Annotated in this window: 17 protein-coding genes; all 17 read left to right on the top strand. The window is 59.0% G+C overall.

The window, feature by feature from the left end; all coding sequences use genetic code 11:
* Window position 1 precedes the first annotated feature (1 nt).
* The 17 genes from pseF (at window position 2) to fliG (ending at window position 17,649) form a co-directional block, all read left to right on the top strand.
* Window positions 2-703, top strand: a complete 702-nt coding sequence (gene pseF / locus M1E16_RS19785) for a pseudaminic acid cytidylyltransferase (RefSeq protein ID WP_458128185.1) — start codon at window positions 2-4, stop codon at window positions 701-703.
* Window positions 700-2,205 carry a UDP-2,4-diacetamido-2,4,6-trideoxy-beta-L-altropyranose hydrolase gene (pseG, locus tag M1E16_RS19780; protein ID WP_458128184.1) on the top strand — a complete coding sequence of 502 codons (1,506 nt, stop codon included), beginning with the start codon at window positions 700-702 and terminating at the stop codon, window positions 2,203-2,205. Before pseF ends, pseG begins: the two co-directional genes overlap by 4 nt.
* Window positions 2,198-3,250 carry a pseudaminic acid synthase gene (gene pseI / locus M1E16_RS19775; RefSeq protein ID WP_434629212.1) on the top strand — a complete coding sequence of 351 codons (1,053 nt, stop codon included), beginning with the start codon at window positions 2,198-2,200 and terminating at the stop codon, window positions 3,248-3,250. Before pseG ends, pseI begins: the two co-directional genes overlap by 8 nt.
* Before the next feature lie 196 nt (window positions 3,251-3,446).
* Window positions 3,447-4,373 (top strand): ketoacyl-ACP synthase III, encoded by a 927-nt coding sequence (locus M1E16_RS19770; RefSeq protein ID WP_434629214.1) that lies wholly within the window; start codon window positions 3,447-3,449, stop codon window positions 4,371-4,373.
* 83 nt (window positions 4,374-4,456) lie between these two features.
* A complete protein-coding gene (locus M1E16_RS19765) occupies window positions 4,457-5,749 on the top strand; it encodes a motility associated factor glycosyltransferase family protein (RefSeq protein ID WP_458128183.1) in 1,293 nt (430 codons plus the stop codon).
* Window positions 5,746-6,015 (top strand): hypothetical protein, encoded by a 270-nt coding sequence (locus tag M1E16_RS19760; protein ID WP_305499592.1) that lies wholly within the window; start codon window positions 5,746-5,748, stop codon window positions 6,013-6,015. The genes M1E16_RS19765 and M1E16_RS19760 overlap by 4 nt, the downstream gene beginning before the upstream one ends.
* Window positions 6,016-6,268: 253 nt before the next feature.
* Entirely contained in the window at window positions 6,269-7,120 is an 852-nt protein-coding gene (locus M1E16_RS19755; protein WP_434629220.1) for a flagellin domain-containing protein, read from the top strand.
* 72 nt (window positions 7,121-7,192) lie between these two features.
* Complete coding sequence (locus M1E16_RS19750) at window positions 7,193-7,558, top strand: flagellar protein FlaG (RefSeq protein WP_458128182.1); 366 nt, start codon at window positions 7,193-7,195, stop codon at window positions 7,556-7,558.
* An 83-nt stretch (window positions 7,559-7,641) separates the two neighbouring features.
* A complete protein-coding gene (gene fliD, locus M1E16_RS19745; protein WP_458128181.1) occupies window positions 7,642-9,078 on the top strand; it encodes a flagellar filament capping protein FliD in 1,437 nt (478 codons plus the stop codon).
* Between the two features lie 133 nt (window positions 9,079-9,211).
* Entirely contained in the window at window positions 9,212-9,607 is a 396-nt protein-coding gene (gene fliS / locus M1E16_RS19740) for a flagellar export chaperone FliS (protein WP_305499598.1), read from the top strand.
* 11 nt (window positions 9,608-9,618) lie between these two features.
* Window positions 9,619-9,915, top strand: coding sequence for a flagellar protein FliT (locus M1E16_RS19735; RefSeq protein WP_305499599.1), 297 nt, complete (start codon window positions 9,619-9,621; stop codon window positions 9,913-9,915).
* Between the two features lie 174 nt (window positions 9,916-10,089).
* Window positions 10,090-11,565, top strand: coding sequence for a sigma-54 dependent transcriptional regulator (locus tag M1E16_RS19730; RefSeq protein ID WP_305499600.1), 1,476 nt, complete (start codon window positions 10,090-10,092; stop codon window positions 11,563-11,565).
* A gap of 111 nt (window positions 11,566-11,676) precedes the next feature.
* Entirely contained in the window at window positions 11,677-12,885 is a 1,209-nt protein-coding gene (locus M1E16_RS19725; RefSeq protein ID WP_434698609.1) for a sensor histidine kinase, read from the top strand.
* 4 nt (window positions 12,886-12,889) lie between these two features.
* A complete protein-coding gene (gene fleR / locus M1E16_RS19720) occupies window positions 12,890-14,278 on the top strand; it encodes a sigma-54-dependent response regulator transcription factor FleR (protein ID WP_305499601.1) in 1,389 nt (462 codons plus the stop codon).
* A gap of 232 nt (window positions 14,279-14,510) precedes the next feature.
* On the top strand, window positions 14,511-14,837 hold the full coding sequence (fliE, locus tag M1E16_RS19715) for a flagellar hook-basal body complex protein FliE (protein WP_434697172.1): 327 nt from the start codon (window positions 14,511-14,513) through the stop codon (window positions 14,835-14,837).
* A gap of 15 nt (window positions 14,838-14,852) precedes the next feature.
* Window positions 14,853-16,637 (top strand): flagellar basal-body MS-ring/collar protein FliF, encoded by a 1,785-nt coding sequence (gene fliF, locus M1E16_RS19710; RefSeq protein WP_434629230.1) that lies wholly within the window; start codon window positions 14,853-14,855, stop codon window positions 16,635-16,637.
* The gene (gene fliG / locus M1E16_RS19705; RefSeq protein WP_007958288.1) at window positions 16,630-17,649 is read left to right on the top strand and encodes a flagellar motor switch protein FliG; all 1,020 of its coding nucleotides are present in this window, start codon (window positions 16,630-16,632) and stop codon (window positions 17,647-17,649) included. The genes fliF and fliG overlap by 8 nt, the downstream gene beginning before the upstream one ends.
* Window positions 17,650-17,651 lie beyond the last annotated feature (2 nt).

Genomic DNA, 17,651 nt, shown 5'->3' with positions numbered 1-17,651 from the left:
CGTGAGCGCAATCGCGATCATTCCTGCCCGTGGCGGCAGCAAGCGCATTCCCCGCAAGAACCTCAAGCCATTCGATGGCGTGCCGATGGTTGTCCGCTCGATTCGCACGGCGCTGGAGTCGACGTTGTTCGACGCGGTGTTCATCAGCACCGATGACGAAGAAATCGCCGAAGTGGCGAAGGCTCACGGTGCGCAGGTGCCATTCCTGCGACCGGCAGCGTTAGCGGATGATTTCACCGGAACGGCGACGGTGATTGTCCATGCCCTGAATGAATTGCGTGCGCGTTCGTTCGACTTTGTCTGTTGCATTTATGCCACCGCCCCCTTGTTGCAACCGCGGTTTCTACGTGAAGGTTTAGACTTACTGCGCGAGCATCCCGAGAAGTCGTTCGCGTTTTCCGTGACCGGTTTTGGCTTTCCGGTGCAACGTGCGTTGACACTGGACGAACAGGGCGCGTTGACGCCTCTGTACCCGCAATTTCGCGACACCCGCTCCCAGGACCTGGCCGAAGCTTTTCAGGATGCTGGCCAATTCTATTGGGGGCGCCGGGACGCCTGGTTGCGTGGCGATGCATTGTTTTCGCCGAAAAGCCTGCCGGTAGTGCTGCCTCGTCATCTGGTGCAAGACATCGATACAGCCGAAGACTGGAAGCGCGCCGAGTATCTCTACGCCGCTTTGAAAGCAGGCGGTGAATTGCGATGAGAGTGCTGATCCGCGCCGACGCTTCACCCAGCATCGGCAGCGGGCACATCGCCCGTTGCCTGACCTTGGCGCGAGTCCTGCGCGGGCAGGGCGCGCACGTCGCGTTCGCCTGTCGGTTGCTCATCGGGCATCGTCTGCACGCCTTGGAGGCCGAGGGCTTCGAGACGTTCTCCCTGCCGGACTTTTATCCCGGAGAAGATCCGCAACAGTCCATCGAGTCATTGTTGCCCTGGCAAGCGGATATCGAGGCGTTGGAGCAGGCGCTGGCCGATAGGCCCGGTTTCGACTGGATCATCGTTGACCACTATGGTCTGGATCATCATTGGCAGACCGCTGCCCGGCGCCTTGCGCCAAGGATCATGGCGGTGGATGACCTGGCGACCCGGACTTATAGCGTCAACCTCCTGCTTAATCAGAATCTGTCCGGTACCCAAGCTGCGTATGAAGGGTTGCTGCCCGAGCATTGCCGTACGCTGCTGGGACCGCGTTACGCGTTGTTGCGCGATGAGTTTCGTTGCGGGGCGATCGAAATAAAACCGAAGGTCAGGCGCGTGCTTGTCAATTTCGGCGGTTTTGATGCGGCGATGCAGACTCATCACGCAATGCTGGCGCTGGCGGATTACCCTGGACTGGAAGTGGATTTTGTTGCCGGTGCGGATAACCCGGCGTGGGCTCGCATGCAACGGATGGCGGCGAGTCGTCCCCATTGGCGATTGCACAGTTTCGTCAGTCATTTTCATCGGCTCATGCTGGAGGCCGACCTGTTCATTGGTGCCGGTGGTGGAACCAGTTGGGAGCGGGCCGCCATGGGGTTGCCCACGATTTGTATCGCGGTATCGAACAATCAGCAGGCCAACAGCGAGGTGATGGCGACATTCGGGGCTCATGTTTATCTGGGACCCAAAGAGGACGTTACGATGGAGCAGTTGCGCCAAGCCATCGGGTTCCTCGTCGGCAACCAAGGGTTGCGCCAAAGTTTGGCCCAGCGTTCCCTGCAGTTGGTCGATGGCTTGGGCGCATCCAGGGTCGCTGTAGCCATGGCCGGCGCGTTGCTGCAGGTTCGACCGGCCACGCAAGCTGACACCCATCTGCTTTTCGAGGGGCGTAATGCCGACGCCGTGCGCCGTGTATCGCTGGATCGTTCACCCGTCGACTGGGATCGCCATTGCCAATGGCTGCAAGGCAGCCTGGTCAATCCACAGCGTTTATTGCTGGTTGGCGATGCGTCCGACGGACCTGTCGGCGTATTGCGTTATGACCTGCAAGGCAGCGAAGCGCTGGTATCGATCTATTTATTCGAGAACCGCCTGGGGCTGGGGTGGGGCAGGGCATTGCTGGCCCATGGTGAGGCGTTTGCTACCGTCCACTGGCCGCAATTGAGCCGCTTTACCGCTCAGGTTCTGCCCGCTAACCAAGCGTCTCTGGACCTGTTCCGCCAAGCCGGTTTCAGTCAAGGCACATGCGTGTTCACGCGCGTATTGAAGGATCATCCTCATGAGTAGTTTCAAGATCGGTCAGCGCAGTATCGGGGCTGACGCGCCGCCTTTCATCATTGCGGAGATGAGCGGCAACCATAACCAATCCCTGGAAGTGGCCTTGCAGATCGTCGAAGCCGCCGCCCATGCCGGCGCTCACGCTTTGAAGCTGCAGACCTACACTGCCGATACCATGACGCTGGATCTGAGCGAAGGGGAATTCTTCATCAAGGACCCCAGCAGCCTTTGGGCGGGTACATCGCTCTATGACTTGTACGAAAAGGCCCATACGCCCTGGGAATGGCACGCTCCGATTTTCGCCCGGGCCAAGGCGCTGGGCATGCTCGCGTTCTCGACGCCGTTCGACGAGACCGCTGTGGATTTCCTCGAAAGCCTGGACGTGCCCGCCTATAAGATCGCCAGTTTTGAAAACACGGACGTGCCGCTGATTCGTCGGGTCGCTGCGACGGGCAAACCGCTGATCATTTCCACCGGCATGGCGAGCATCGCTGAGCTCGATGAAACCGTGCGTGCCGCCCGCGAGGCCGGTTGCAAGGATCTGGTGTTGCTCAAATGCACCAGTACGTATCCCGCCACACCAGCCAACAGCAACGTGCGCACCATCCCCCATCTGCGGGAGTTGTTTGGTTGCGAGGTGGGCTTGTCGGATCACTCCATGGGAGTCGGCGTGTCCGTTGCTGCGGTGGCGATAGGGGCGACTGTCGTTGAAAAACATTTCACCCTTGATCGCGCCGCTGGCGGGGTGGATGCCAGTTTTTCCCTGGAACCTGCAGAATTGGCAGCGCTGGTGATCGAAACCGAGCGTGCCTGGCAGGCCATGGGGCAGGTGCTTTACGGCGTGACCGAGGCCGAGCGCAAATCTTTGGTCTACCGTCGTTCGTTGTACGTAACGCAAGACATGGCCCCCGGCGAAGCGTTTACGTCGCAGAACGTCCGTGCCATCCGCCCGGGCCTTGGACTCGCGCCCAAACACCAGGATTCATTGATGGGCCGTCGCGCTCGGCAGGCTATCAAGCGTGGCACTCCGCTGTCCTGGTTGTTAGTTGAATAGCTTTTTGATGGGGCCTATTCAGCATTTAGCGTGACCTGCGAGTCATAACGCGCATCTTCACTGTATTGTATTGACCGGGAAGATGGCGCCTGGGCCTTATCAGGACCAGTGATAGCCCTTTACACTTCCCATTTGTCGGCGCCCCTCGATTCCTTGCGAGCGGTGGTATTGGGCTGTTTTTGATTGGGAAGCCGTAATGATTGGCATAAAGAGCATTGCGAGCTACGTTCCTGTAGCCGGCGTGGACAATTACGCACAAGGTGCAAAATTTGAAAAGGATGAAGAATTCATCCTTGGCAAGATTGGTTCCGCCTTCTTGCCACGCAAGGATGACGGGCAGGAAACCTCCGATCTGTGCGTCGAAGCAGCTAATGCGCTGTTTGCCAATAATCCCGATCTGAAGCGCGAATCCATTGACGTGCTGATTGTCGTCACCCAGAACGGTGACGAAGAAGGCTTGCCCCACACCTCGGCAATCGTCCAGGACAAACTCGGCCTGCCCACCAGTGTGGCAGCGTTCGACATCTCCCTGGGTTGCTCGGGTTATGTCTACGGTATCTACGCCATCAAGGGTTTCATGGAAGCCGCCGGCCTGAAGAACGGCCTGCTGGTGACTGCCGACCCTTACTCGAAGATTGTCGATCCGGAAGACCGCAACACTACGATGCTGTTCGGCGACGCCGCCACCGCTACGTGGATGGGCGAAAATGCGCCGTGGCAATTGGGCAAGGCCAAGTTCGGCACCGACGGTTCCGGTGCGCCGCACCTGAAGGTTAGCGATGGCGTATTCTTCATGAACGGTCGCCAGGTGTTCAACTTCGCCTTGCTCAAGGTGCCGGCACATCTGCACGAGTTGCTCGCCGACTCCGACCTGCGACCCAGTGACATTGATGCGTTCTGTATCCATCAGGGCAGCGCCGCGATTGTCGACGCCGTGGCGCGTCGTTTCGAAGGCGAGCCGGAAAAGTTCATTAAGGACATGGTCGAGACCGGCAACACCGTGTCGTCGAGCATTCCACTGCTGTTGGAGAGACACGTGCTCAACTCCGAATGGAAGCGTGTGGCGTTGAGTGGCTTCGGCGTAGGTCTGTCATGGGGTTCGGCGATCATCTATCGCCCGTGAGCCCATAAAACCCAGGCACAAAAATAGCGTCCAAGGTGTAACCTTGAACGCTATTTTTTTGCCTGACGCAAAAGCGAGACGCCATGAGCGAGTACTTTGAACGCAACCTCCAGGTGATCCAGCATCGTTGGCCGGCCTTGGCCGAGCGTCTGTTGCTTGAGGATGTCAGTGAATTGCAGGCTGATCTTGTAGAGGGTCTTGGGTCGACACTGAGTGTCAATGGCATTCAACTGACCAGTCGACACGACCGTCTTGCCGAGGCCGACCTGCAAGCCGCCACGCTTCCGCTGGACGCTCCCGTGGTGCATGTATACGGCACCGGGCTGGGCGACCTGCAGAACCGCTTGCTGGAGCGAGCGGGGCTCGAAAGGTTGTGTGTGCATATTCTCAATGGTTCGGTGTTTGCCCTGGTGTTGCAGGTGCTGGATCAATCGCCATGGCTGTGCGACCCGAGAGTGGTATTGCTTCATGCCGGTGACCTGGCGGAAATCCAGTTGCCATTTTTTGCACTGCCCGCCGAGCTGGTGCTAGCCGACGATTACAATGCCAAGATTCGTGATCGATTGATCAGTGAAATCCATCTGGCTTTCACCAATCGGGAGTTCGATCCACAGTCCCCTGAGATTGTTGAACGCCTGCAATCGACCTTCAGTCTCGCGAGCGAGGATCGGGATGTCGTCGAGCTGTTCGGCGCATTCAAGGGCCGTAAGGCGCTTGTCGTGGCCACCGGCCCCAGCCTTGAGCAGCATTTCGAAAGACTGCGTCACCTGAGCGAGCAAGCCCAGCGACCATTGTTGATTTGTGTCGATACGGCATACCGGCCGTTGATCGATCACGGCATTCGTCCCGACATCGTGGTCAGCATCGACCAGCGTATCTCGGCGCGTCATCTTCCCTCTGAAAACACCGACGGCATCGCGCTGGTTTATCTGCCGATGGCCGACCCCTTGGTGATTGAGGCGTGGCAAGGGCCTCGCTACGTCGCTTACTCCTCCAGCCCGGTCTATAGCCAGATGCGTGAGCAACTGCACCGGGCCGAACTCCATGTAGGCGGAAGCGTGATTCATCCGGCGGTCGACCTGGCGGTGCAAATGGGCGCTGCGCACATTACGCTTTTTGGTGCTGATTTTGCCTTTCCCAATGACAAGACCCATGCAGGATGGGGCGATGGCGACTTAGGGCCGCAGTTAGAGGCGTCCAGGCACTGGGTGCTTGATGGGCACGGCCGACGAGTCAAGACCCAGCTCAACTTCCGCAGCTACCTCTGTGAGCTGGAGCGTTTTATCGCCAGGCATCCCCAGGTGCGGTTCTATAACAGCAGTCGAGACGGAGCGTTGATTGTGGGCACCGATTTTGATCCGGAATATGTGCGATGACCGAGCTTCAAGTAGTAATCGATGATGCCCGTGAGTGCGCGCGTCTGTTTCGCCTTGGACGAGATGTCGAGGCGGGGCTGGCGATGGTCGCACTGATCGAATCGGTGCAGCCTTTAGTCGAATTGATGCCAGGCGACGTCCCTGCGTCGTGGAACAGGCTGCTTGCCTTGATGCTGGTTGATCAGCAGGCGCAGAACTGGATTTCGTTGGCCGATTATCTTGAGTATGAATGGGCTCAATTGTTGACCGCCGGTCGGCCGAAATAACCTCTTTCGCTCCACTCAACGCTGTCCTCCGCCTTCGGCTCCGTCATCGGCGTTTCCCTGACGTCATTTTTCCACCCTCCAGCCGCAGCCAAGTCCTTGATTTATGAGGGGTGGCACCCTGATGGCAAAATTTTTGAAAATTCTGCTAAAGCAAGTTCCAATTACGACGATAACTATTACGAAGGTTCTCTAGGCCACACCCGGCGGTTGCCAGGGCCGGAAGCCGCAGTACCCAACCAACGAGGAATTCGTCATGGCTTTAACAGTAAACACTAACGTCACATCGTTGAACGTTCAGAAGAACCTGAACAAGGCTTCCGATGCTCTGTCCACTTCGATGACCCGTCTGTCGTCCGGCCTGAAAATCAACAGCGCCAAAGACGACGCCGCCGGCCTGCAAATCTCCACTCGTATGACTTCGCAAATCCGCGGTCAGACTGTTGCGATCAAGAACGCCAACGATGGTATCTCCATCGCTCAGACCGCTGAAGGCGCGATGCAGGAATCCACGAACATTCTGCAGCGTATGCGTGAGCTGGCTGTTCAGTCCCGTAACGACTCCAACGGTACTGCTGACCGTGAAGCTCTGAACAAAGAATTTGCTCAGATGTCGAACGAATTGACCCGTATCGCCAAGTCTACCAACCTGAACGGCAAGAACCTGATTGACGGTACCGCTGGCACCATGACCTTCCAGGTTGGTTCCAACACCGGTGCTGACAACCAGATCACCCTGACCCTGGACAGCGGCTTCGACGCAGCTTCCCTGTCGGTTGACTCCGCCACCGTTCAGATCACCGGTACTGATTCGGCTACCGCTGAAGCTTCGATGAACAACGCGCTGACCAAGATCGACGCTGCTCTGGCCAAGATCAACGCCAGCCGTGCTGACCTCGGTGCTGCACAAAACCGTATGACCAGCACCATCTCCAACCTGCAGAACATCAACGAAAACGCCAGTGCTGCACTGGGTCGCGTACAAGATACCGACTTCGCTGCTGAAACTGCACAACTGACCAAGCAGCAGACTCTGCAGCAAGCGTCTACCTCGGTTCTGGCCCAGGCCAACCAACTGCCATCCGCTGTACTGAAGCTGCTTCAGTAATAGCCGGATGAGTTTTAGCGGGGGAGTGCGCTTGCGTGCTCTCTCGCTTTTTCCGTTCAAGAGGTGATGGACATGGATATGAGCGTGAAGCTGAACTTGTCTTATCCAGCGGCAAAGCCGGCACCTACCGTGGCCGACAAGTCCGTGGAGAAGCCTCAAGCCGAGCTTGCCACCGTGACCCCGGTCAAGCAGGCGCCTAAAGACGCTGCTGCTGAGCAGGACAAACTCAAGAAGGCCGTTCAGGAAATCGAGAAGTTCGTCCAGTCGGTCAAGCGCAACCTGGAGTTCTCTATTGATGAGCCTTCAGGCAAAGTAGTGGTCAAAGTGATTGCCAGTGGTTCCGGTGAAGTGATTCGTCAGATCCCGAACGAAGAAGTTCTGAAACTGGCCGACAGTTTGAATGATGCAAACAGCTTGTTGTTCAGCGCTGAAGCCTGACAGCTGGCACGAATTTTGTTGCTCTATTCTTTTGGGCGGTGTATTGGCCAAAAGGCCGGCGACACACTGAAGGGAGTATCACCATGGCAAGTCCAATTCTTCCGGGACTGGGTCTAGGCTCAGGCCTTGATACCGGTGCGATCGTCAAGGCGCTGGTGGATTCTGACAAGGCGGCCAAGCAAGGTCAGATCGACCGTGCCACGAAGACGAATACGTCGAACATTTCCGGTATCGGTTCGTTGAAGGCCCTGCTGGCTACGTTTCAGTCCGCGCTCGAAGCTTTGGGGAGTACGACTAACCCTCAGTTCACCGGCTTTGCCGCTACATCTTCCGATGCCAAGATATTGACCGCGACGTCGAGTAACTCGGCGGTCGGTGGTACCTATAGTGTCAAGATCACCAATCTGGCTACTGCCTCGAAGGTGTCGACGGCTGCTTTCGCCGGCGGAGCTACGAGCGCAGTGGAAGCGGGTACGCTGACGATCAGCAGCCAAAGCGGCGCGTCCTACGCCGTTGATGTTCCGTCTGGCTCCACCTTGCAATCGGTCAGGGATGCAATCAACTCCAAATATCAAGCCAGCGGCGTGAACGCCAACATCGTGACGGACAGCTTTGGCTCGCGTCTGGTGGTAGGTTCTACAAAGACCGGTGCAGGGAATGATCTGTCTTTAAGCGGTATTGCCAGTCTGACCGCTGACGGCACCGCGCTCATGGCCAACCCGCCGACAGCGGCATCTTCCGGCTCTCTGTCTCTTGCCACTGATGCGAAATTCGAAATTGACGGTCTGGCAATGACGAGCCCGACCAATAAGCTGGACAATGCGGTCACTGGCTTAAGCATGACATTGGTTGCGCCTACTGCCACTGCGGTAACGGTTACCGTTGCCACCAACGCGGACGGCTTGAAGGCTTCGATCCAGAAATTCGTCGACGCTTATAACGCCATTGCCAAGGCGGTGACCTCGCTGACTAAACCGACGACAGACGCTGACGGTAATTCCGTGCCGGCGGCATTGGCCGGTGATGCCATGCCGCGCGCGCTGTTGGAAGCTATCCGAGGTCCATTGTCCCAAACGGGTGCTGGTGACAAGCTGACAGTTTTGTCCCAGTTGGGGATTACCACCAACCAGACGACCGGTGCATTGGATTTCGACAGTGCCAAGTTTTCAACTGCTTTGAATACAAAACAGTTGGGCGGGGAAGTTCAAACGCTGTTCACTGGCGAGAACGGCTTGATGGAGCGCATGCAGAAAGCGATCCAACCGTACACCGAGCTCAAGACGGATGCAGGGGGAAAGCCAATTGATAATATCCTGACGGCTCGCTCCAAGAACCTGACTGTTATCCAGAAAAAGCTGGCTGCGGACCAGGAAGCACTGGATCGTCGGATCGAAACCCTGACCAAGGTGCTGACCAAAAAGTACAACGACATGGACACCCTGGTCGGCAAGTTGAAAGCCACCGCTAACAACATCACCTCCATGTTCGAAGCGATGACGGCACAGCAGAAAAACAGCTGATTGTCGACCGATGCACAAAGCCCGGCAACGTGTTGACTACGTTCCGGGCTTTCGGCTTTTCCGACCTAAAGTTTTCTGACGCAGCGTCGATATGCTGTTTATACGAACCGAAGTTTTTTTGATGAGGTAGAACATGAATCCGATGTTAGCCCTTCGCCAATACCAGAAGATTGGCGCCCAGGCGCAAACCTCCGAAGCAAGTCCCCATCGTCTTGTGCAAATGCTCATGGAAGGCGGCCTGGATCGTATCGCCCAAGCCAGAGGTGCGATGGAGCGCAAGGATATTCCAAACAAAGGCATTCTGATCGGCAAGGCCATCGGTATCGTTGGCGGTCTGCGTGAAGGCCTCGACCTGGAAAACCAGGCCGAGTCGGTCGCCGAGCTGGATGCGCTCTACACCTACATGATGAAACGCCTGGCCGAAGCCAACGCCAAGACCGATCCGAAGATCCTCGACGAAGTCGCCGATCTGCTTCGCACGGTCAAGGAAGGCTGGGATGCCATCGCCACGCCTGGTCCGCAATTCTAAGGAGCGCTCCCATGAGTCTTGTCCTGCAGCGAATCGAACAAACCCGTGATGCCCTGGTTGGTGCCTTGGCTGAGCGTAATTGGGAAGCTATCGGTCAGCTGGACCTGGCGTGTCGTTCCTGCATGGAGGACGTCTTGAGCGAGTCCGAGGTGGACGAGGCGGCGTTGCGTAATAATCTGGAAGAACTGCTGGGGGTTTATCGCCAGTTGCTGGAAGCAGCGACGGGCGAGCGTCAGGCAATCGTGAGCGAAATGTCGCAGATTCATCAGGCACAGAACGCGGCGAAGGTTTATCACTTGTTCGGCTGATTTAATTTTCAGTTAATCCGAACAAAGTGCGCCATAAATTTGACTGTGCACGATTTTTTGACTTAACTAGTGGCTGTTTACAGATTTCAGGCGTCTACAGGCATGACAAGTCTGCAAGCGTCTAGCTTGCCCCCAAATTCCGGGCACTGAGTTGACTAGGGAAGTTGCTATTGCATGTGGCGTGAAACCAAAATTCTCCTGATCGATGACGATAGCGTCCGCCGCCGCGACCTGGCGGTGATCCTGAATTTTCTTGGCGAAGAAAATTTACCCTGCGGTAGCCATGATTGGCAGCAGGCTGTCGGCTCTCTGTCGTCCAGTCGTGAAGTCATTTGCGTCCTTATCGGGACGGTAAATGCTCCCGCGTCGCTTTTGGGCTTGCTAAAGACACTCTCGACCTGGGATGAGTTCCTTCCAGTTTTGCTGATGGGCGAAAATTCTTCCCTCGACCTGCCGGAAGACCAGCGCCGCCGGGTGCTTTCCACCCTGGAAATGCCGCCGAGCTACAGCAAATTGCTCGATTCGCTGCACCGCGCCCAGGTTTATCGCGAAATGTACGACCAGGCACGTGAGCGCGGCCGGCATCGCGAACCCAACCTTTTCCGCAGCCTCGTCGGCACCAGCCGTGCCATCCAGCACGTGCGCCAGATGATGCAGCAGGTCGCCGATACCGACGCCAGTGTGCTGATCCTGGGCGAATCCGGTACCGGCAAGGAAGTGGTCGCGCGCAACCTGCATTACCATTCCAAGCGCCGCGAAGCGCCATTCGTGCCGGTCAATTGCGGGGCGATTCCTGCCGAGCTGCTCGAAAGTGAATTGTTCGGTCATGAGAAAGGCGCGTTCACCGGTGCAATCACCAGCCGCGCCGGACGTTTCGAGTTGGCCAATGGCGGCACGCTGTTCCTCGATGAAATCGGCGACATGCCGCTGCCGATGCAGGTCAAGCTGCTGCGCGTCTTGCAGGAGCGTACCTTCGAGCGCGTGGGCAGCAACAAGACCCAGAGCGTCGACGTACGGATCATCGCCGCGACCCACAAGAACCTCGAGACCATGATTGAGGTCGGCAGCTTCCGCGAAGACCTTTATTACCGTCTCAATGTATTCCCGATCGAAATGGCGCCGCTGCGCGAGCGGGTCGAAGACATCCCGCTGTTGATGAACGAGCTGATCTCGCGCATGGAGCATGAGAAGCGTGGTTCGATCCGCTTCAACTCGGCGGCGATCATGTCCCTCTGTCGTCACGGCTGGCCGGGCAACGTCCGCGAGCTGGCCAACCTGGTGGAACGCATGGCGATCATGCACCCCTACGGTGTGATCGGCGTGAATGAGCTGCCGAAGAAATTCCGCTACGTCGATGACGAAGACGAGCAGATGGTCGACAGCCTGCGCAGCGACCTGGAAGAGCGGGTGGCGATCAACGGCCATACGCCGGATTTCACCACCAATGCCTTGCTGCCGCCGGAAGGCCTGGACCTCAAGGATTACCTGGGCGGCCTGGAGCAAGGGCTTATCCAGCAGGCTCTGGACGACGCCAATGGCATCGTCGCCCGCGCGGCAGAGCGCTTGCGCATTCGTCGAACCACCTTGGTGGAAAAGATGCGCAAGTACGGCATGAGCCGCCGTGAAGGAGATGAACAGGCGGATGATTGACGCCTGTTTTGCAACCGCCTGATTTTCAGGCGGTTTTTTTTTCGGCACGGGTATTGCTACAGCTCTCGCAACGTTCCGTTTAACTGACGGTCAGCCAAGCGAGAGAGCACGATGACCCAAGCCGCCCTGATGTCTTCTGTCCCCGAGCCGGGACATATGCCGTCCGCCGAACAGGCTGGCCGGCTTGGACTTGAACAGGCGTTTTCGCTGTTCAGCCAGATGTCCAGCCAGTTGACCGACTCCTATAGCCTGCTTGAAGCGCGGGTTACCGAGCTCAAGGGTGAGCTGGCGGTGGTCAGTGCCCAACGCATGCAGGAACTGGCGGAAAAAGAACGCCTGGCCAACCGGCTGCAGAATCTGCTCGACCTCCTGCCCGGCGGCGTCATTGTCATCGATGCCCACGGCTTTGTGCGCGAAGCCAATCCGGCGGCGTGCGAGCTGCTCGGCCTGCCTCTGGAAGGCCAGCTCTGGCGGCACGTCATCGCTCGCTGCTTCGCGCCTCGCGAAGACGACGGCCACGAAGTTTCCCTGAAGGATGGTCGGCGGTTGTCCATTTCGACCCGTTCGCTGGACGCCGAGCCCGGACAGTTGGTGCTGCTCAACGACCTGACCGAAACCCGTCACTTGCAGGACCAGTTGGCCCGCCACGAGCGTCTGTCTTCCCTTGGGCGGATGGTCGCGTCGCTGGCCCATCAGATCCGTACGCCGCTGTCTGCCGCCTTGCTGTACGCCAGTCATCTGACCGAGCAGCAACTGCCGATGGAGACCCAGCAGCGTTTTGCCGGCCGCTTGAAGGAGCGCTTGCATGAGTTGGAACACCAGGTGCGCGACATGCTGGTGTTCGCCCGTGGCGAGTTGCCGTTGACCGACCGCGTCGCGCCCAAGGTGCTGCTGCAGTCTTTGCAGGCCGCAGCACTGACTCATGTGCAGGGCGTGTCGATCCGCTGGCAGTGCGACAGTCATGCGGGCGAGGTGCTGTGCAACCGTGACACGCTGGTGGGCGCGGTATTAAATCTTATTGAAAACGCGATTCAGGCCAGTGACGTTGATGTCCGTCTGAAAGTGCACCTGTATACCCGCGACAACACCCTGCGCCTGTGTGTCAGCGACAGCGGCAGTGGTATCGAGCCGTCCGTGCTTGCACGTCTGGGCGAGCCATTCTTTACCACCAAGACCACTGGAACCGGCCTGGGCCTGACCGTGGTCAAGGCGGTGGCGCGTGCCCATCAGGGCGAATTGCGGCTGCGCTCGCGGCTGGGGCGCGGCACGTGCGCGACGGTGTGCTTGCCGCTGTTTTCCAGCGCGCCAGGGGTGGAGTGAGCAAATGGCGACCAAGGTTCTACTGGTTGAAGATGATCGCGCGCTACGCGAAGCACTCGCCGATACGCTGCTGTTGGCCGGGCATGATTATGCCGCTGTCGGTTCGGCGGAAGAGGCATTGCTCGCAGTGGCCCGTGAGCCATTCAGCCTGGTGGTCAGTGACGTCAATATGCCGGGCATGGACGGCCATCAATTGCTCGGCCTGCTGCGCGCACGCCAGCCGCAACTGCCAGTCCTGTTGATGACCGCCCACGGCGCCGTCGAGCGGGCGGTGGATGCCATGCGCCAAGGGGCGGCGGATTATCTGGTCAAGCCGTTCGAGCCCAAGGCCCTGTTGGACCTGGTGGCTCGCCATGCCTTGGGCAGCCCTGCTGTCGAGGGCGAGGGGCCGGTGGCCATCGAGCCGGCCAGTGCACAGTTGCTGGAGTTGGCCGCGCGGGTGGCCCGCAGCGATTCAACCGTGTTGATTTCCGGCGAGTCCGGCACGGGCAAGGAAGTCCTGGCCCGGTATATCCATCAGCAATCCCGGCGCGCCAGCGAACCGTTCATTGCCATCAACTGTGCGGCGATTCCCGACAACATGCTCGAGGCGACGCTGTTCGGCCACGAGAAAGGTTCGTTTACCGGCGCTATCGCGGCCCAGCCTGGCAAGTTCGAGCAGGCTGATGGCGGCACCATTCTGCTGGATGAAATTTCCGAGATGCCGCTGGGCCTGCAAGCCAAGCTGCTGCGCGTATTGCAGGAGCGGGAGGTGGAGCGGGTCGGCGCGCGCAAGCCCATCAGCCTGGACATTCGCGTGGTGGCGACGACCAACCGCGACCTGGCCGGGGAAGTAGCGGCGGGGCGCTTTCGTGAAGACCTTTATTACCGACTGTCGGTTTTTCCGCTGGCCTGGCGTCCACTTCGTGAGCGCACCGCCGATATCCTGCCGCTGGCCGAGCGCCTGCTGGCCAAACACGTCAATAAAATGAAGCACGCGGCGGCGCGGTTGTCCGCCGAGGCGCAGGCCTGCCTGATCGCCTATCCCTGGCCGGGCAATGTCCGTGAACTGGACAACGCCATCCAGCGGGCGCTGATCCTGCAGCAGGGCGGCTTGATCCAGCCGGAAGATTTCTGCCTGGCCGGCCCGGTGGCCTGCGCGCCTTTGCCGGTGTTGCAGTCCGCCCCGGCGCAGATTCCTCCCGGGGAAGTGATGGGGGAAACCGCCGGCGCCCTGGAAGATGACCTGCGCCGTCGCGAATTCCAGATGATCATCGACACCCTGCGCGCCGAACGCGGCCGACGCAAGGAGGCGGCTGAGCGCCTCGGTATCAGCCCGCGGACCCTGCGCTACAAACTGGCGCAGATGCGTGATGCCGGGATGGATGTAGAGGCTTATCTCTTCGCCAGTTGAAGCATTAAACAAACCCTGTGGGAGCGGGCCTGCTCGCGAAGACAATGGTCCTCGCGACGTGGGCGCCGGCTGACACACCGCTATCGCGAGCAGGCTCGCTCCCAGAGGAGCCTGGAAGGATCCGCGCGCGCATTTGTTTCCGACGGCCACGGAGCTGGCACCCTTGTTGCTACTACCTATGTACCCGCTGAGTAAGTGTCAAAAAAATGCGGGCCGCCAGAGAGAATAGATCATGAGCCAAGGTATTGAATTTAATCGGTTGATGCTGGACATGCGCTCCATGCAGATGGACGCCATGGCCCAGCCTAAATCGGTCGCGGTGCCCCAAGTGGCCGGCAGCAGCTTTTCCGACATGCTCGGTCAGGCCGTCAATAAAGTGAACGATACCCAGCAGGCTTCGAACCAGTTGGCCAGTGCTTTCGAGATTGGCAAAAGTGGCGTCGACCTGACGGACGTAATGATCTCTTCGCAGAAAGCCACTGTCTCGTTTCAGGCGTTGACCCAGGTTCGCAACAAGCTGGTTCAAGCCTATCAAGACATCATGCAGATGCCGGTCTAAGGAAACTATTGAGTCATGGCAGAAGCAGCCGTTGATAACGTTCCAGCCAAGGCAACTCCGGTAGACGGCAAACCGCCGTTGTTCGGTCTGTCTTTCCTGGAAAACCTCTCCGAGATGACCATGCTGCGTCAGGTTGGCCTGTTGGTCGGCCTGGCTGCCAGCGTGGCGATTGGTTTTGCCGTGGTCCTCTGGTCCCAGCAGCCGGACTACCGTCCGCTGTACGGCAGCCTGGAGGGCATGGATGCCAAACAAGTCATGGAAACCCTGGCTTCCGCCGACATTCCTTATACCGTCGAACCCAATTCCGGCGCCTTGCTGGTCAAGGCCGACGACGTCGCTCGCGCGCGCCTCAAGCTCGCTGCCGCTGGCGTGACGCCGACCGATGGCAACATCGGATTCGAGATCCTCGACAAGGACCAGGGCCTGGGCACCAGCCAGTTCATGGAAGCGACTCGTTATCGTCGCGGCCTGGAAGGCGAATTGGCGCGGACCATTTCCAGCCTCAACAACGTCAAGGGTGCCCGCGTGCACCTGGCGATTCCGAAAAGCTCGGTGTTCGTGCGCGACGAGCGCAAGCCGAGTGCCTCGGTTCTGGTCGAATTGTATTCCGGCCGCTCGCTTGAGCCAGGCCAGGTCGTTGCTATTATCAACCTGGTGGCGACCAGCGTTCCCGAGTTGAGCAAGTCGCAGATCACCGTGGTCGACCAGAAGGGCAACCTGTTGTCCGACCAGGCGGAAAATTCCGAACTGACCATGGCCGGCAAGCAATACGATTACAGCCGCCGCATGGAAGGCATGTTTACCCAGCGGGTGCACAACATCCTGCAACCGATCCTCGGCAACGGCCGCTACAAGGCCGAAGTCTCGGCGGACGTGGACTTCAGCGCCGTCGAATCGACTTCCGAGCAGTTCAACCCGGATCAACCGGCGTTGCGCAGCGAGCAGTCGGTGAACGAGCAACGGACCGCCAGCAATGGCCCGCAAGGTGTACCGGGTGCCCTGAGCAACCAGCCACCAGCACCGGCCAGCGCGCCGCAAACCACCGGTGGCGCTACCGCCGCCGCAGGCATGGTGCAGCCAGGCCAGCCGCTGATCGACGCCAATGGCCAGCAGATCATGGACCCGGCCACCGGCCAGCCGATGCTCGCGCCGTACCCGGCCGACAAGCGTCAGCAATCGACCAAGAACTTCGAGCTCGACCGTTCCATCAGCCACACCAAGCAGCAGCAGGGCCGTTTGAATCGCCTGTCTGTCGCAGTAGTGGTGGACGATCAGGTCAAGGTCAACCCGGCCAACGGCGAAACCAGCCGCGCGCCATGGACCGCCGACGAATTGGCGCGCTTCACTCGCCTGGTGCAGGACGCCGTCGGTTTCGACGCCAGTCGTGGCGACAGCGTCAGCGTGATCAACGTACCGTTCTCCCTGGAGCGCGGTGAAGAAATCGCCGACATCCCGTTTTATTCGCAACCCTGGTTCTGGGATGTGGTCAAGCAGGTATTGGGTGTGTTGTTTATCCTGATACTGGTATTTGGAGTGCTGCGTCCGGTGCTCAACAACATCACCGGTGGCGGCAAGAACAAGCAGCTGGCAGGCTTGGGCGATGTAGAGCTGGGAGGCATGGGCGGCCTGGATGGCGAATTGGCCAACGATCGCGTCAGCCTCGGCGGGCCGCAGAGCATTCTGCTGCCAAGCCCGAGCGAAGGCTATGACGCTCAGTTGAACGCCATCAAGAGTCTGGTGGCAGAGGATCCGGGTCGTGTGGCCCAGGTCGTGAAAGAGTGGATTAACGCAGATGAGTGATAATCGAGCCGCTGTTGCCAAATTGTCCCGGGTCGACAAAGCCGCGATCCTGCTGCTGTCCCTGGGTTCGACGGACGCCGCCCAGGTGCTGCGCCACATGGGACCCAAAGAGGTCCAGCGCGTCGGCGTGGCCATGGCGCAGATGGGCAATGTGCACCGCGAGCAGGTCGAGCAGGTGATGAGCGAGTTCGTCGACATCGTCGGCGATCAGACCAGCCTGGGCGTCGGTTCCGACGACTACGTGCGCAAGATGCTCACCCAGGCCCTGGGCGAGGACAAGGCCAATGGCCTGATCGACCGGATTCTGCTGGGTGGCAACACCAGCGGCCTGGACAGCCTGAAGTGGATGGAGCCGCGCGCAGTCGCCGACGTGATCCGTTACGAGCACCCGCAGATCCAGGCGATCGTCGTCGCGTACCTCGATCCGGACCAGGCCGGTGAGGTGCTCGGCAACTTCGACCATAAAGTGCGCCTCGACATCATCCTGCGGGTTTCGTCGTTGAATACCGTGCAGCCGGCGGCCCTGAAAGAATTGAACCAGATTCTCGAGAAGCAGTTCTCGGGCAACTCCAATGCTTCGCGCACCACCCTGGGCGGTATCAAGCGCGCGGCGGACATCATGAACTTCCTCGACAGTTCGATCGAAGGTCAACTGATGGACTCGATCCGCGAAGTCGACGAAGACCTGTCCGGTCAGATCGAAGACCTCATGTTCGTGTTCAACAACCTGGCCGATGTCGACGACCGCGGTATCCAGGCACTGTTGCGCGAAGTGTCCTCCGATGTGCTGGTGCTGGCCCTCAAGGGTTCGGACGAAGGCGTCAAGGAGAAGATCTTCAAGAACATGTCCAAACGGGCGGCCGAACTGTTGCGCGACGACCTCGAGGCCAAGGGCCCGGTGCGCGTCAGCGATGTGGAAACCGCACAGAAGGAAATCCTCACCATCGCCCGCCGTATGGCCGAAGCCGGAGAAATCGTGCTCGGTGGCAAGGGCGGCGAAGAGATGATCTAAGG

The organism is Pseudomonas sp. Z2-11, assembly GCF_054161305.1.
The sequence above is the reverse complement of the archived record's forward strand: the minus strand, read 5'-3'. Positions and strand labels throughout refer to the sequence as shown.